The following is a 15,283-nucleotide window of genomic DNA, read 5'->3' as shown; positions in this document are numbered from 1 at the left end:
GCAGGCCTTTGCGGCGGAGCCGAGCTTCGTACGTAAGGCTCGGCCTGTTATTGATTTTTTCCGCTATCCTGATCGTTTTCGGTCATCATCGGAGTAGGTGGAATGCCCCGCATGTGGGCGACCCCTTCCCGCCGTCGGTCACCGGCAGGGCTGATCCGTTCGATGGCGACAGTCTGTGGGTCGGTGACGAGGAAGTCCGCCTGAAGGGTATCGATGCGCCGGAATGGAAACAGGAGTGCGGCCGCGCCGGTGTTTCTTGGAAATGCGGCGTTGCCGCTCGCGATGAACTAGCTCGCGCCATTGGCGGCAACGAAGTCACCTGCCGGATCAGCGAGCGCGACGTCTATGGCCGATTGCTTGGCAACTGCGTTGCCAATGGCCGTGATCTCAATGCTCATATGGTATCCACGGGCATGGCCGTCGCTTACGGTGCTTTCGACAGCGAGCAGCAAGCGGCCCGATCGTCGAAGGCGGGTATTTGGGCCGGAGATTTCGAAAACCCGCGCGACTGGCGCGCCGGCAACGTGGCGGATGAAGCCAGATGAGGCCGATTTAATGCGCATCATCGAAACGCACGCTGCGCCAAGTCCGAGGCGCGTCAACATCTTCCTTGCCGAGAAAGGCATCACTGTTCCGCGCGAAGAGCGCAACATGATGACGGAGGATCTCAAGGGAGGCGAGTTCGCCATGCTGAACCCCTGGCATCGCGTTCCCGTTCTCGTGCTCGATGACGGCCGGGCAATCTGCGAAACGATCGCGATCTGTCGGTATTTCGAGGAGATCGCGCCGGAGCCGCCGTTGTTCGGCGTCGGTCCCATAGGCAAGGCCGAGGTCGAGATGTGGAACCGGCGCGTCGAGCTGGGTCTCTCCAATGCGGTATTCGCCGTCTTTCGGCATCTTCATCCGAAAATGGCGCATCTCGAAGTTCCTCAAATTCGTGAGTGGGGCGAGGCCAACAAAGAAAAGGTAACGTCGGAGTTGTGCCGCCTTGATGAGCGATTGGGGGGCAGCCGCTTCATCGCCGGCAGCGACTACTCCGTCGCGGACATCACGGCCCTTGTCACCGTCGACTTCATGAAGCCTGCGCGCCTCGGCAAACCGGAAAGGTTCGACAACATCATGCGCTGGCATGCGGAGGTTTCATGCCGCCCAAGCGCGAAGGCTTAACCTACCCCTTTGCGCTCCGGGGAAAATATTGCCCGCGTTTTATTGACTTTGAGCCAGCCAAGCACAATAATTCTACGAAATCGATGATCTTTAAAAATCTCTTTTCGTGACCGGAGACTCTTCGCATGTTGGACGATATGGACGTCAAAATTCTGCGCATCCTGCAGCAGGATTGCACGCGCCCTGTAGCCGACATCGGCAAAGAGGTGGGATTATCGACCACGCCCTGCTGGCGACGCGTGCAAAAGCTCGAAGAATCCGGGGTCATCCAACGGCGCGTCGCGATCCTGGACGCGGAGCAGGTGAATGCCGGTGTGATGGTCTTCGTCTCCATCAAGACAGACAAGCACTCGCTCAACTGGCTTGAGAAATTTCATGCGGCAGTCGCAGAATTTCCGGAGGTCGTAGAATTTTACCGCATGTCGGGCGAGATCGACTATCTGCTTCGCGTCGCCGTCCCCGATATTGCCGCCTACGACGCGTTCTACAAAAAGCTGATTTCCCGAGTGGACATCGCAAAAGTTTCATCCGCCTTCGCGATGGAACAGATCAAGTATACGACTGCGCTGCCCTTGCAGTTCGCGATCACCGAGAAGGGACGAAGCGAACGCGCGGAAGCCTGACGAGCTTGGGGCCGATCACGCCTCAACGTCACGTCTTGGGTTTCAGGCGCGCGATCAGGCTTGACGTATCCCAACGGCTCCCGCCCAGCGACTGCACCTCCCGATAGAACCCGTCCACGATCTTCGCCACCGAGAGATCGGCGCCGTTGGAAGCGGCTTCATCGAAACAGATCGCGAGGTCCTTGCGCATCCAATCGACCGCAAAGCCAAAGTCAAACTTACGTCCGTGCATCGTCTTCCATCGATTTTCCATCTGCCATGACTGCGCCGCCCCTTTCGAGATCGTCTCGATAAGTGCTGTCACGTCTAGCCCTGCGCATTCGGCGAAGTGGATGGACTCGGCCAAGCCCTGCACAAGCCCAGCGATGGCGATTTGGTTGCACATTTTGGCGAGTTGGCCCGAACCCGACGGGCCCATCAGCCGCACGGCCCGCGCAAAGCAGGAGATCAGCGGCTCCGCTTTCTTGAAGGCAGCCTCCTCGCCGCCTGCCATTACCGTGAGCACGCCATTTTCCGCACCAGCCTGCCCACCCGAGACAGGGCAATCCAGAAAATGAAATCCGCGTTGCTCCGCATCTGCGGCAAGTTCACGAGCAGCCTTCGCCGATGCCGTCGTGTGATCGATGAAGAGAGAACCGGCGGCCATCGACTGAAACGCGCCGTCCGATCCCGTCGTGACGCTGCGCAAGTCATCATCGTTGCCGACGCAGGAGAAAACGGCATCGCAGCCGCGCGCGGCCTCTGCCGGCGTGGCCGCAACGGTTCCGCCGAATTCCTTTTGCCACTTTTCCGCTTTCGCCGGACTACGATTGTAGACAACCACCTCGTGGCCGCCGCGGACCTTCAAGTGGCCAGCCATGGGATAACCCATGACGCCCAATCCCAACCAAGCCACTCTTGCCATAATGCCAATCCTGTCCGGCTATTGAGCCCCTCGGCTTTCGCAATGGCAAAAAGACGAGCTCCGATCAACAGCCGATTGCCGTCGCCGCGTCATCTTCGGCTTTGAAGCGAAATCAATTGCGGTAATCGTCCGGCGCGGCAGGTCCGCCACCGCGGCCGCCCCGTACAGGCTGAGCGCTTGCTGTGCAGACGATGCCGTCGCGACTATCGGGATGGCAGTCGACGTGCTTGCCCGCAGCGACGCCCCATTGCGAAAATTCCGGGCCGTAACGGTTGGCGACCTTACTGCTCCACCCTTCTATCGCGGCCCGGCGAGCGTCATGCTGGCGAACCTCGAATGGTAAGCCGTCGTCCGGTGCTGCGGCCTGGACTTCGACACGCGGCAAGTTCGATGCGTACTTGCGGCCACCGGCCGTGTCGTCCGGCGGTGGCGCCCCCCGGCCCACGTGTGAGGGGGAATAGACGTCCTCAGATGGGGAATAGGCGCCTCGCGGTGGCGGAGAATAAACGTCGCCGGAGGGAGAATAGCTGCCGCCGGTTTGCGGTGGCGGGGGCGAGGCGTCCGGCGCTGCTGCAGCCCGGCGACTGCTATACGCGTCGGAAGGCGACGATTGGCGTGCCTCCCCGGACGGCGATGGTGCTGACGAAGCCGCGTTGGCGTCGTAGCCCCCTGTGCCAACGCCACTCGGATGGGTCGCGGAGTAGTTGTCCGGAGGCGGGTCATTGGGTTGACCCGTGTTGTTGAACCCGCGGTATGGTGTGTATTGGAACTGCTGGCCCACCGAAGGTGTCGCCATGGCCGCCAACAACGCCGCGACAGCGAGGATCAACTTCAGGTGCGGTCGGTCCATTCCAGTTCTCCGGGCCGGCAAATCAGTTCGACATTGTCTCGCCGGTAAAGGCGAAACCAAAGCAAAGTGCTCAAAGGCAGAATGTGGGCGTGGACATGCCCTGCGCCCGCGAGCCATATGCTAAGGAAAGTGCCTCCTTAAACCTGCCGGACGATAATGACAAATTTGGCGAAACGTGACACTTCACCCCTAGCAGTAACCTATGGCGATGTGGTCCATGCGGCTCAAGCGATCCGAGGCGCCGTTATACCCACACGTTTCGAGCCGAGCCGGACCCTCAGCACGCTTCTCAACGCCGAAATCTGGCTAAAGTTCGAGAACCTGCAATTTACGGCGTCCTACAAGGAACGAGGCGCGCTCAACAAGCTGCTGTCCCTCTCAGACGCGGAACGCAGCAGCGGCGTCATCGCCATGTCTGCCGGCAATCACGCGCAGGGCGTCGCCTACCATGCGCACCGCCTGAATATCCCGGCAACGATCGTTATGCCCGCCTCCACGCCGACGATTAAGGTCGAGAACACGCGGAGCCACGGTGCTCACGTCATTCTTGAAGGCCAGACCCTCGAAGAAGCCTTCGCTTTCGCCGTTGCCTATGGCGATGAGAGGGGGATGACATTCGTCCACCCCTTCAACGATCCGGCAGTTATCGCTGGCCAGGGCACCGTCGCGACCGAAATGCTGGCCGTGGCACCTGAGCTTGAAGTCCTGATCGTGCCGATCGGCGGCGGCGGTCTGATCTCAGGCATGGCGATCGCTGCCAAGGCCATCAATCCGAAAATCAAGGTGGTAGGCGTCGAAGCGCAGCTTTATCCCTCGATGCTCAACGCGGTGAAGAAGTCGTCGCTCCCCGTTGGCGGCGATACGCTAGCTGAAGGCATCGCGGTTAAAACGCCCGGGACTTTGACGCAGCAGATCATCGAGGCATTGGTCGACGATATACTTCTCGTCTCGGAGGCCGATCTGGAACGTGCTGTGTCCCTGCTGATCACGATCGAGAAGACGGTGGTCGAGGGGGCAGGGGCCGCTGGATTGGCTGCGCTGATCGGCGCCAACCGCCTCTACAAGGGCCGCAAGATCGGCCTCGTCCTTTGCGGCGGCAACATCGACACACGCTTGCTGGCGAGCGTCCTGACCCGCGAGCTTGCCCGTGACGGCCGCCTTTCCCGCTTGGCAATCGATCTTCCGGATCGTCCCGGCCAGCTTGCGAAAGTCTCGGGTGTGATCGGCAGTGTCGGCGCCAATATCGTCGAGGTTTATCACCAGCGCGTCTTTACCGACGTTCCTGCAAAGGGCACGGAATTGCATCTCGTCATCGAAACGCGAGACCGCGTTCATCTGGAGCAGGTCGTGAACGGTCTCAAGGAGGCGGGTTACGTCGTGATGGTAAAAAGCGCGACGGGTGCTGGCGCGGCTTGAGCGGCCCACAAAAGAATGGGCCCTGCGCTTCGGCGTAGGACCCAAGGATAGGACGGGATCAGAGAGGGATCGGAAGAGAGTTCGCTACTTCAGGAAAAACTTGCTCGCGATGGAAAACGATCGAATGGAGTTGTCGTGATGCATTTGGTCAAATGCAAGAGCCGCAATTAAGATTGATCCGGTAGCCAGGAAGCACACCGCCATAAGCGTGCGTGTCAAAACGTCGATGCGATAGTTTTGAGCACTTGCTGCCTTAAGGTCCATGGGAACGACCTGCGCTCTGCAATTGAAGTAAGGCTCTTGTAACCGAAGTCGAGCGAAGCGTCGAATTCCAACGCTCATGATGACTAATCGCTAAACGCTGATTTTAATACCCCGTTAAACCTCTCTGAAGACGCCGTTAAGAGGCGTACCGAAATTGGAAATGTCGCGTCCCACGATCGCTCTCCGCCGCCACGATGGCGCCCCCGCTTGCGCTTACGATGCGGCGCATGCCGCGAGCGGGAAGTAAGACGTGAAGCAGCGATCACTACGCAGTTATGCCGTGCTGCTCGTCGCCTCGCTTGGTCTTGCCTCGCTGGCCGGAAAGGTTCTTGCGGATTCTCCAGCTGTAACAGCCGCCGTGCCTCCACGCCCCAGCGACCCGCGTGCCGCGAAGGCCTATGGCATTTTCGAAACCTACTGCGCGCGGTGCCATCAAACCGGACGTCTCGAACAGCCGCTCGCATCGGGCGGCATCGCCAACATTCTGGCCGTCGATGAACTGGCGCGCGATCCAGTCCTCGTCAAGCCAGGCATTCCCGACGCCTCGAGGCTTTATGATGTTCTCGAGACACGACACGCGCCGCTCGACATTTTTCTTGGTTCGCCCCCCGCGGCCGAACCGCAGCCGGACGACATTCTTGCCGTTCGGCGTTGGATCGAGGATCTGCCGCCGGATGCGCAAACATGCTCGTCGCGGCAGCTTGTACGCCCCGCCGACGTGGACGCGATGATGCGCGATGCGCAACGTCTCGAGCGCGATCAGGCGGGCGATGTGCGTTTCGTGTCGCTCGTCCATCTCTATAATTCTTGCGCCACGCCGAAAGAAATGACGGCCTATGTCGCGGCGCTCAACAAACTGATGAACAGCCTCTCGTGGGGCCGAGAACCAGCGAAGCTGACGCCTCTCGATGCGGCGGGAACCGTCCTGTCGTTTCGGCTAGCGGATTTCGGTTGGACGCAGGAACGCTGGAAACTCATCGAGGACGCCTATCCTCCAGCGCTCGCCCACGGCGTTGCACCTGACGTTTCGAAAGTGTCAGGCAGCAAGGCGGTCATCGTCAACGGAGATTGGCTGGCAGCTGCGGCAGGCGAAACACCGCTGTATTACCTGCTCCTCGGAATTCCGCCCAAGCTCTCGGAGTTTGCTGCAATCAATGGCACGAACATCGAAACTGACATCCGCGCGGGATCGGTCCGCCGGATCGCTGTAAGTGCGAGCACGGTGACACGCGGAAATCGTTTGATCGAGCGGCACCCGGGAAGCCGGGCAGGGCTGTGGCTGGTCTACGACTTTGCGACGAGTACCGGCGAGCAGAATATTTTTCAGCGTCCGCTAGGCCCGAAGTCAGCGACGAGCGCGCCGCTCGCCTTTAAGCCGGACGAGATACGCGCGCTGCTCGAGCTTCCAAACGGCTTCTACGCGTTCGCTCTGTTCGATGCCAACGGCAATCGCATCGACCGCGTTCTGCCCGGTATCGAAAAACCCTATGCGGGCGTCCAAGCCAACGCAGTAGAGCCGACGACCAAAGCGGGAAACAATTGTCTCGCCTGCCACACGCGCGGGCTCGTCGAAGCGAAAGACGACTTCCGTGGCGCGGGGCCCGTCGATATCGGCTCCACCCCGATGTTAGCCGACCGGCGTGCCGCACTTCCGCTCTTTGGTACCGATAGCGAGAACGCTTTATTGATGCTTGGCGGCACCGATCGCTATCGCTCCGCCGCCAAGGCCGCCGGCGTTGACTTAGCCATGACGATCCACGGCGAAGAACTGATCTCGGGTCTCGCTCGGCGTTATCGGGAGGGAGCTGATTTCGAAGTCGCGCTGGGTGAAACAGGACTTGAGCGCAAGGACTTCTTGAACCAACTCACGAACGCGAAGGGCCCTGCCGCTCCTCTCGCGAGACGCCTTCTCCACGGAGTACTGTCGCGGCCAGACCTTGAACGGCTTTTTTCGCTCCTGAAGGGCATCGACGTTCCGAAACAAGAATCTTCCGCCGGCTTTTTGCGCGAGGTGAAATCAGACATCGGCCTCACGCTATGGCTCGATAAGCCGAGACCGGCTCCCGGCGATCTCATCACGATCAAGGCGGAGGCCGACAGCGACTGCTACCTGACGGTCATCAGCGTTGATACGGACGGAGTAGCGACCGTTCTTTTTCCGAGCGACTTCCAGACCGACAACCTGCTGACCGCCGACAAAGCGATCAGCATCCCGCCGCCGGATGCCACCTTTCAACTTCGCTATAAAGCCCAAGGAAGTGAGACGATCCTCGGCCGATGCTCGACAAGGTCTGCGCCGCCCGTGGGCATCGAACATGATTTTGAGCGTCAGCGCTTCACGGTGCTTGGGAACTGGGACAACTTCATCCGCGACACGCTGGTGACCGATTGGGAAATGCGCGCGAGCCCCGAGAAGGCCGAGAGCGCGCGCCTCGCCCGCACCGGGGCAATCGAACGTCGTCAAGCGCGCGGAGAGCGGGTCGAGGCGCCGCGCCCGGATTTGGCGAGCGGCACACCGCTGCGCGACGGCCGAGCGGTACTGGTCTTAAGTCCCCGCTAGCGCCACCAAACGACGCTTAAGCGGTCACTTTCACGAAACTGTCGCACGCATAGATGCCCAAACGCATCGCTGCGCGGTCCAATCGCATTCCGCCACTCGCCTTCCGGATAGAATCCGGCAACCTTGGAGGGCGTTTGGGTTCGGAAAGGCTTTACAGCGGCAGCCGAGGTACCTAAATGCACCCCTTCAATATTGTATCCAGAGCCGACATCGCTCGGCTACCGCGCGCGAAACCGGATAGCTCTTCCTCAGGAGGTTCTTTCGCGATGGAGAAGTTTGCCACCGCCCTCGAGATGGTGACGGAGATGAAGCCGGATCTTCCGGTCTTCGCCGCGCGTCCCCACGCCGCTGGCCGTGCCGCCCGGTGGTTCATCAACAACTTCCCCGGTGAAGTCGCCTACGCCTACAAAGCGAACAGCTCGGTATTCATCCTCGGCGCGCTCTATGGCGCCGGCATTAAGCAGTTCGACGTCGCCTCCGTCGCCGAACTCGAGGATGCCGCGACGATCCCTGGTGTTCGCTTGCACTTCATGCATCCGGTCAAGTCGCGGTACGCGATCCGCCGCGCCTACTTCGATTACGATATCAAATGCTTCGCTCTCGATACCGAGGACGAACTGCAGAAGATCATCGAAGAGACGGAAGGCGCCAAGGACCTCGAACTGTTCGTGCGCGTGGCCGTGCCCGCGAAGAACAGCCGCGTGCCGCTTGAACATAAATTCGGTATTTCTGGTCAGAAGGCGCAGCGCCTGCTGGTCAAAGCGCGGCAAGCAGCCGATGAACTCGGCATCACGTTCCACGTCGGCTCTCAGACCACGACGCCCGACGCCTATGCAATGGCGTTCGAGGAAGTGAAGAAGCACATCGTCAAGGCGGGCGTCGTCGTCGATGCCATCGACATCGGCGGCGGTTTCCCCTCGCGTTACACCGACAGCGTGCCGGCACGGCTTTCGGATTTCATCGAGGTCATCAAATCTTCGATGGCTAACATGCCCGTAACAGAAGATTGCCGTCTCATCTGCGAGCCAGGCCGCGCCCTCGTGGCTGAAGCTGAAAGCCTGATTGTGAAGGTCGACCTGCGAAAGCCGGGCAATCAACTCTTCATCAACGACGGTTCCTACGGCGCACTATTCGACAGCGCGCACCTCGGCTTCGTCTTCCCGGTCCGTTTAATCCGCCCGGGTCTCGATCCCAACGAACCCCTCGAGCCTTTCGAGCTTTGGGGGCCGACGTGCGACTCCATCGATCACATGAAGGGGCCGTTCATGCTGCCCGCTTCCGTGCGCGAAGGCGACTACATCGAGATCGGTAACCTCGGAGCCTATGCGCGGGCGATGGGAACGCGCTTCAACGGTTACGGCGAATACATCGACGTCATCCTTCAGGACGAGCCGATGTATTCGATCTATACGCAAGATCTGGAGCCGATCGCTCGCAACGCATGACCGGCTGAGGGGGCGCGGCGCCCGCCTCAGTTCGACGCCTTGGCGAGCGATACGAGCACGGGTTGCTCGCGGTATGTCTCCGGGAACAACCGCTTGAGATTCTCGATCTTCGGCATGTCGTTGATCACGATGTAAGGATAGTTCGGATTGAGCGTCAGAAAGTTCTGATGATAATTTTCAGCCGCATAGAAGGTGCGACCGGGTTCGATCGTCGTGACGATCGGCTGTGAAAAGAGGTGAGCTCCGTCGAGCTGGGCGATGTAGGCCTTCGCGACGTTGGCTTGCTCATCGGTCATAGGAAAGACCGCGGAGCGGTACTGCGTTCCCGAGTCGGGGCCCTGGCGGTTCAACTCCGTAGGATCGTGCGCCACCGAAAAGTAAATCTGAAGCAGCTTGCCGTAGCTCACCTTGCTCGGATCGAAGGTCACCTGCACGGATTCCGCGTGTCCGGTCGTCCCGCTGCCGACAACCTCGTAATGCGCATCCTGCGCGCCTCCTCCGGTGTAACCGGAAACAGCGTTGCGCACGCCTTGCACGTGCTGGAAGACGCCCTGCACACCCCAAAAGCAGCCGCCCGCAAAAACCGCCGTCTCCAATGCGCCGTTCTGCTTTGCCTGCTCATCGAGCACCGGCGGCGGCAAACGTAAGCCTTCTTCGGCGGCAACGCGAACGTTTCCCAGCACGCTGATCAGCGCGAGGACAGCAGCTATCGCTGTGAGCGAGTAGAAAAGGCGGTCAGCGCGCCAAAACCGCTTGAGATCATTCGACATGGGAGCACTCCGTAGGCGGTGGAATTCGCACAGCCATATTCGCTGGCCCGCAGCCGTTCGTTACGCCGAGCGCCACCAGCAGATCAGCGCTTTTTCCGGACAATGGCATCGATCTCAAGATCGACGGTGTCTCCGACCATTGTCTGGTAGGCGACCATGTTGAAATCGCTGCGCTTGACGCTGCCCGTCGCCTTAAACTGTCGGGCGCCGGCGCTATATTTCAAAGCCGGATCCGAATGCGGCCGAAGTGAAACTTCAAACGTGATCGGACGCGTAATGCCGTTCAGCGTTATATCGCCAGTCATCTCCGCGGTGTCATCCCCCGTCGCGCGCACGCTGCGGCTTTTGAAGGTCATCGCTGGAGCAACGGCGACGTTGAAAAAGTCGCTCCCCTTCAGTTCATCATCGACGAAAGGTTCGCCGGTCGAGAGGCTCGACGTTACGACCGTCGCAGTGACGCGGCTTTGATCGAGCTTGCCGTCGTCATACTGCAGTGTCCCGTTGACCTGACCGAAATGGCCCTTCTGTTTGGCGAGGCCCATGACATAGAAGAAGCGGACTTCTGTTCTCCGCGTGTCGAAGACATAGCTCTCGGCTTGGGCAGCACCGTGGAGACCGGCCAAGCCGAAAGCGGCGGCAGCGAACACGCTGCCCGCATGGATCGATGGCATTCCCATTTTGCCCCTCCGAAAAGGTTACAAGAATGGAGCGGCGCATCTATTGCAGCAGTTCCCTACGGAACAGCGCGCGATAAGCCGGCGATTGCCGCTATCTGGAGATGCGCGAAATTTTCGAGCCCTCTAAGGTCAGATTATACATAAGGCCCTTGGGATCGAGGATGAAACCGACGACCGGGCTTGTGATCTTGTTGGTATCGATAGCGCCGCCTGCACCGATGGTTATGATGGCCACCGACGCATCCGCGCCGATCTTCCAGCCGGCGGTGTTTCTGAATTGGCGGAGAGCCTCCGGCGTCATGAAGGCGATGATGACGGATCGTTCCTGCACGCCAAGCTGAAATCCAAACGAGCCGGAGACGGTATTGTAGTACCCGGCGTTGCGCCCGTGGATGAGCAAAGCGCCTTCGCCATATTCGCCGCCGATGCCGAAGCCGGCCTTCACGATCGAGGGGAATACCAGCATGCCAACGGATTTATTGGCCAGTTCGCGTGCGCCGCCGACTTTGTAAAAGAACCGATCAAGCGTCTCCCGCACACCGGCATCGATCTCGCGCGCCGACGCAGCGTGGCTCTGCGGAGCCATGACGGTGATCGCCAGCAGCGCTAAAAAGGCCGCGCATAGACTTTTAACGGGCATGATTGTCTCTCCCTCGCGAATTCCCCCAGCGACGCTTGCCCCGTGTTCATGGCCGAATTCAGCATTCCGGCGTGAAAATATCGGCGCGTGACGCTAATTGGGCGATTAACGATGTTTGCCGCAGAAGCCAAGGCGCCGCTTGAGCAGAATTGCGATTGCCCGAGGCGAGGCACGGGGCATTGAAAAATCGACGGAAGTGGGGATTGCGATGGTGGGCGGTATAGGGATTGAACCTATGACCCCACGCGTGTGAAGCGTGTGCTCTACCGCTGAGCTAACCGCCCGTTTCGCGAACGGCCCTTATGCGAGGCGGCGGTCGAAGCTGTCAAGCTGCAAAGGGACGGGGACTGGCCCACTCGGATTAAACCTAGGGCTTGGCCGCAGGTGCCCCGTTCGCGGGCAAGACGGTCGCCGTCGCCAGGACACTCTCAATGCTGGCTCGGCTCGCGTGCCCGTTGGCGATTTCGCTCTTCGGCGCGTAGGCCGTCAGAATAGCCGCGCGGCCATCGCCCCCGATCACGAGCAGGAAGCGCGATTCGGGACCCTTCGCACCCTTGGCGTCCGCCAGGACGTATGTGTAGTCGCCGGCTCTTTTTAGCGAGCCGTCGGAATAGGCCGGGTTGGAATAGCCAAGGCTTTTCAGAAATTGGAGGAACGGCGGTCCCTTCCATTCGTGCAGGGCTTGAAGAGGCAGCTCCGACGCCTCGATCGTGATTCCCGACGAGTCCTGACGAATCGCGGGCACGTTACCCGCGACCGGTTTGAAATCGTCGGGAGCTTCGAGCGAAACCGGACCTACGACGAACGTCTTGGCAGAGGCGGAAGCGGCCCCAGCAAGAGACAATGCGAGCGAAAGAAGCGCGCCCACGACAAGACCTCGAAGCAAAACGTTGCCGAACATTCAAATAACTCCAAGGCCGCTCGTCTTTGGCGAAGGCTGTCCCATGGCGTGGAACCCGACGCAAGCGAAACCCAAAGTATTGCCGGTGATTCGCGGATGCGACCCGCCCCCACGCGCGAAGGTTGCCGAAAGCTGGCTGCACTTTCCACCGAAACTCATTTGCCCACCGGCGTGAGGCCAACTGGTCCTTGCGAGGGGGGCGGCGAGATGCCATGTCTGCGGCAAAGAACGAACGATGCCGGGGGGCGCGGGAGCGACTTCTGATATCGAAGTCGTTGGGGAGGACATCTTGGATCCATCGGAGCCGGCACGCCCAAACCTCATCTCTTTGGGGCTGAATAAAATTGGCCTGCTGGGCATCAAGGCCCCTGCTTTCTCAGCGATCATTGTTCTGCTGGTGACGTTCGCGGCTGCGGCGGGCATTTCCCGCCTGAAGGTCGATGACAGCCTCTCCGAACTCTTTCGGACCAACACACCGGAATTCAAAACCTACGAGGAAATCGACAGGCGGTTTCCTTCGAGCGAGTACGACGTCCTTGTCGTGGTTGAAGGCAAGGCACTGCTCAGTCGCGAGGGTCTCAGCGCGTTCTCAACGGCTGCTGCCGACCTGCAACTCGTCGACGGCGTGAACGGCATCGTCTCGATGCTCTCCGCGCGTGGGAAACCTGACCCGACCGGATACGCGCCGCCCATCGTCCCTGACGAGCTGCCGCAAGACCAAGCCGAATTCGACAAGGTTCTCGAGTCGTTGAAGACCAACGACATCGTCAAGGGCAAGTTCCTGTCGAACGATGGTCAGCTCGCGATGATCGTGCTGTCGCTCAATCGCGAGGTGGTCGCCCAGAAATCGGCGAAGACTGTCATCGGCGAGATCGAAGAGACCGCCAAGCAGGACCTCAATCCGGCCGGTCTGTCGGCGAAGCTGGCCGGCGCGCCTGTGATGCAGCTTGAAATTCGCAACTCTGTCGAGCGCGACCAGATCGTCTATAACGGCCTGGGCCTGCTGTTTGGCGCGGGAATTGCGGCGCTGTTTTTCCGGCGCGTGTCGCTGATGCTGGTTGCGGCCCTCCCGCCGGTAATCGCGGTTGCGTGGTCGCTGGGTCTTCTCGGTTGGCTGGATTTCAAGCTCAACCTTTTTCTCAACGTCATGACGCCGCTCATCATGGTGATGGGCTTCGCCGACAGCATGCAGATGGTGTCCGCATTCCGCATACGTCTGCGCGAGGGGGACACGAAGCTCCAGGCCATTCGCTTCGCCATCCTTGTCGTCGGCCCCGCCTGCGTGCTCGCCCACGGAGCGACCCTTCTGTCGTTTCTAGCCTTGCTGTTCTCGGAGTCGGGCCTCATCCGGACGTTCGGCGAAGCTGGCGCCATGGCCGTGTGCATCTCGTTCGTCGCCGTGATCGTGGTGTTGCCGATCCTCGCCCTGTTGTTCGTCCGCAATGAAAAGACGCTCGCGCGCGATCACACGCCGGCGGACGGGCTCATGGATGCCCTAGGAATATTCGTCGGAACGGTCGTCGATCGCGTCGTCAAACGCTCGCTGGCCTACACGATCCTGGGCTTCGTGTTGTTCGCATGTTTCGCATATCTGCATCTCGAGCTTGAGCCGAGATACCGTCTTGCCGATCAAGTCCCAGACCGCGAACAGGCTATCGCTGCCACAGGCCGCATCGACTCGAAGCTGACCGGCGCCAATCCGTTTCATGTCATGATCCAGTGGAAGAACAACGCCAGCCTCTATGATCCGGCAACGTTGAAGGTGATCGAAGAAACGCACCAGACGCTGGAGAAAGCCGCAGGCCTTGGCAATGTTTGGTCGGTCGAGAGCCTTCGCCGTTGGCTGCGCGAGAGCAACCAAGACAACGTCGAAACGATCAAGAAGTATGTCGGCCTTCTTCCGGAGCATCTCGTTCGACGCTTCATCGCGAAGGACGAAAAAGCGGTTCTCGTGACCGGGCGCCTGCCTGACGTCGACGCCAGTCAGATCCTTCCCCTCGTGCAGAAAGTGGACGAAGCGCTCGATCCTATCCGTAAAGCCAATCCGGAGTACGAGATCTCGGTGACGGGTCTTCCCGCGATCGCTGCGCGCAACAGCTATCGAATGATTTCACAGCTCGACGAGAGCATTCCGCTCTGTGTCCTTGTTGCTGCAGTCCTGTTGGCGCTGGCGTTTCGTTCCGGCTTCGTTGGCTTCATCAGTCTGTTGCCGGGACTGTTTCCCGTCGTCACTTCCGGCGCGATGCTGTACTTCCTGGGCGGCGGCCTTGAGTTCTCATCCGTCGTGGCCTTGATCGTGGTGTTCGGATTGGGCGTCGATGCACTAATCCACTTCCTCAACCGGCTGCGGATGGAGGAGCAGCCCGGTGTTGCGCCGGAGCTTGCGATCCGACGCGCTCGCGTTCTGGTGGGGCCCGCGATCATCCTGACCACGATCGTATTGGCCTTCGGATTGGGCGTCACAATCTTCTCGGACCTGCCGTCGCTTCGGCTCTTCGGCCTAGTCTGCGGTGTAACGCTGATGGCATCCCTTGTCGCCGATCTCGTCTTTCTTCCGGCGACGATCCTGGTTTACCGTCGCTATATCAGCGGACACGACGTTTGAGCTGGTGATACGGCGTTAGGGGTTGCGAGCCGCACCCTGCACATCCTACTGTCGGGCATTACTTCCGCGTAGGAGTTGGCCGTGGCACGCAAACTCATCATCGTCCTTGCGAACGCCGACCCCAACAGCGACGAAGCCATTGGCGCGCCGCTCTTCCAAGCATCTGTCGCGGCGTCGATGGGCCATCAGGTCGAAGTGGTGTGCACAGGCGGCTCGGCTCTGATCCTTAAGAACGGATTTGCCGCCGGCATTCACGTCAAGGCCGCGGAAGCCCGCTCGCTCTACGACTTCATCAAGGAGGCCCACGCCGCCGGCGCGCGCTTTCATTGCTTTTCGACGGGGCTCGACACTTGCGCGATGTGCAAGAACGATCTCATCACGGAATGCAGCGGCGTGATCGGCGCCGCACATTTCATCGAAGAGGTCATGAGCGACGATTGCCGCGTCCTTACCTATTGATC

At 60.1% G+C, this 15,283-nt stretch carries 14 protein-coding genes and 1 tRNA gene; 8 read left to right on the top strand and 7 right to left on the bottom strand.

The window, feature by feature from the left end; genetic code table 11:
• The first annotated feature begins 113 nt into the window (after window positions 1–113).
• From EKK30_RS07890 to EKK30_RS07880, 3 genes are all read left to right on the top strand, one after another.
• A complete protein-coding gene (locus EKK30_RS07890) occupies window positions 114–545 on the top strand; it encodes a thermonuclease family protein (RefSeq protein WP_290982874.1) in 432 nt (143 codons plus the stop codon).
• A gap of 10 nt (window positions 546–555) precedes the next feature.
• The gene (locus EKK30_RS07885) at window positions 556–1,167 is read left to right on the top strand and encodes a glutathione S-transferase (RefSeq protein ID WP_290982871.1); all 612 of its coding nucleotides are present in this window, start codon (window positions 556–558) and stop codon (window positions 1,165–1,167) included.
• A 128-nt stretch (window positions 1,168–1,295) separates the two neighbouring features.
• The gene (locus tag EKK30_RS07880; RefSeq protein WP_290983332.1) at window positions 1,296–1,790 is read left to right on the top strand and encodes an Lrp/AsnC family transcriptional regulator; all 495 of its coding nucleotides are present in this window, start codon (window positions 1,296–1,298) and stop codon (window positions 1,788–1,790) included.
• Between the two features lie 28 nt (window positions 1,791–1,818).
• Here EKK30_RS07880 and EKK30_RS07875 read toward each other — a convergent pair whose 3' ends face one another.
• Together EKK30_RS07875 and EKK30_RS07870 are read right to left on the bottom strand one after the other, a co-directional pair.
• Window positions 1,819–2,694, bottom strand: a complete 876-nt coding sequence (locus tag EKK30_RS07875; protein ID WP_290982867.1) for an NAD(P)-dependent oxidoreductase — start codon at window positions 2,692–2,694, stop codon at window positions 1,819–1,821.
• Between the two features lie 112 nt (window positions 2,695–2,806).
• Window positions 2,807–3,544: a hypothetical protein gene (locus tag EKK30_RS07870; RefSeq protein WP_290982864.1), complete on the bottom strand. Its 738-nt coding sequence runs from the start codon at window positions 3,542–3,544 to the stop codon at window positions 2,807–2,809.
• 156 nt (window positions 3,545–3,700) lie between these two features.
• Here EKK30_RS07870 and EKK30_RS07865 point away from each other — a divergent pair, with 156 nt between their 5' ends.
• The 3 genes from EKK30_RS07865 to EKK30_RS07855 all read left to right on the top strand — a co-directional run bounded on the left by EKK30_RS07865 (window position 3,701) and on the right by EKK30_RS07855 (window position 9,229).
• Window positions 3,701–4,960 carry a threonine ammonia-lyase gene (locus EKK30_RS07865; protein ID WP_290982861.1) on the top strand — a complete coding sequence of 420 codons (1,260 nt, stop codon included), beginning with the start codon at window positions 3,701–3,703 and terminating at the stop codon, window positions 4,958–4,960.
• 514 nt (window positions 4,961–5,474) lie between these two features.
• Window positions 5,475–7,784, top strand: a complete 2,310-nt coding sequence (locus EKK30_RS07860) for a DUF4384 domain-containing protein (protein WP_290982858.1) — start codon at window positions 5,475–5,477, stop codon at window positions 7,782–7,784.
• A gap of 266 nt (window positions 7,785–8,050) precedes the next feature.
• Complete coding sequence (locus EKK30_RS07855) at window positions 8,051–9,229, top strand: type III PLP-dependent enzyme (RefSeq protein WP_290982856.1); 1,179 nt, start codon at window positions 8,051–8,053, stop codon at window positions 9,227–9,229.
• A gap of 26 nt (window positions 9,230–9,255) precedes the next feature.
• On the opposite strand, the gene msrA is transcribed toward EKK30_RS07855, so the two are convergent.
• From msrA to EKK30_RS07830, 5 genes are all read right to left on the bottom strand, one after another.
• Complete coding sequence (msrA, locus tag EKK30_RS07850) at window positions 9,256–9,999, bottom strand: peptide-methionine (S)-S-oxide reductase MsrA (protein ID WP_290982853.1); 744 nt, start codon at window positions 9,997–9,999, stop codon at window positions 9,256–9,258.
• 83 nt (window positions 10,000–10,082) lie between these two features.
• Window positions 10,083–10,676, bottom strand: a complete 594-nt coding sequence (locus EKK30_RS07845; RefSeq protein ID WP_290982850.1) for a YceI family protein — start codon at window positions 10,674–10,676, stop codon at window positions 10,083–10,085.
• 91 nt (window positions 10,677–10,767) lie between these two features.
• Window positions 10,768–11,316, bottom strand: coding sequence for a YSC84-related protein (locus EKK30_RS07840; RefSeq protein ID WP_290982847.1), 549 nt, complete (start codon window positions 11,314–11,316; stop codon window positions 10,768–10,770).
• 209 nt (window positions 11,317–11,525) lie between these two features.
• Window positions 11,526–11,600, bottom strand: a tRNA-Val gene (locus tag EKK30_RS07835).
• Between the two features lie 83 nt (window positions 11,601–11,683).
• The gene (locus EKK30_RS07830) at window positions 11,684–12,217 is read right to left on the bottom strand and encodes a hypothetical protein (RefSeq protein WP_290982843.1); all 534 of its coding nucleotides are present in this window, start codon (window positions 12,215–12,217) and stop codon (window positions 11,684–11,686) included.
• Between the two features lie 289 nt (window positions 12,218–12,506).
• On the opposite strand from EKK30_RS07830, the gene EKK30_RS07825 reads away from it, so the two are divergent.
• Together EKK30_RS07825 and EKK30_RS07820 are read left to right on the top strand one after the other, a co-directional pair.
• Window positions 12,507–14,822, top strand: a complete 2,316-nt coding sequence (locus EKK30_RS07825; protein WP_290982840.1) for an MMPL family transporter — start codon at window positions 12,507–12,509, stop codon at window positions 14,820–14,822.
• An 81-nt stretch (window positions 14,823–14,903) separates the two neighbouring features.
• Window positions 14,904–15,281 carry a DsrE family protein gene (locus EKK30_RS07820; protein ID WP_290982837.1) on the top strand — a complete coding sequence of 126 codons (378 nt, stop codon included), beginning with the start codon at window positions 14,904–14,906 and terminating at the stop codon, window positions 15,279–15,281.
• Window positions 15,282–15,283 lie beyond the last annotated feature (2 nt).

The sequence above is a fragment of the Hyphomicrobium sp. genome, assembly GCF_003987855.1.
Lineage (GTDB): Bacteria > Pseudomonadota > Alphaproteobacteria > Rhizobiales > Hyphomicrobiaceae > Hyphomicrobium_B.
Note: the sequence above shows the minus strand (reverse complement) of the source record. Positions and strands in the feature narration are given on the sequence as shown.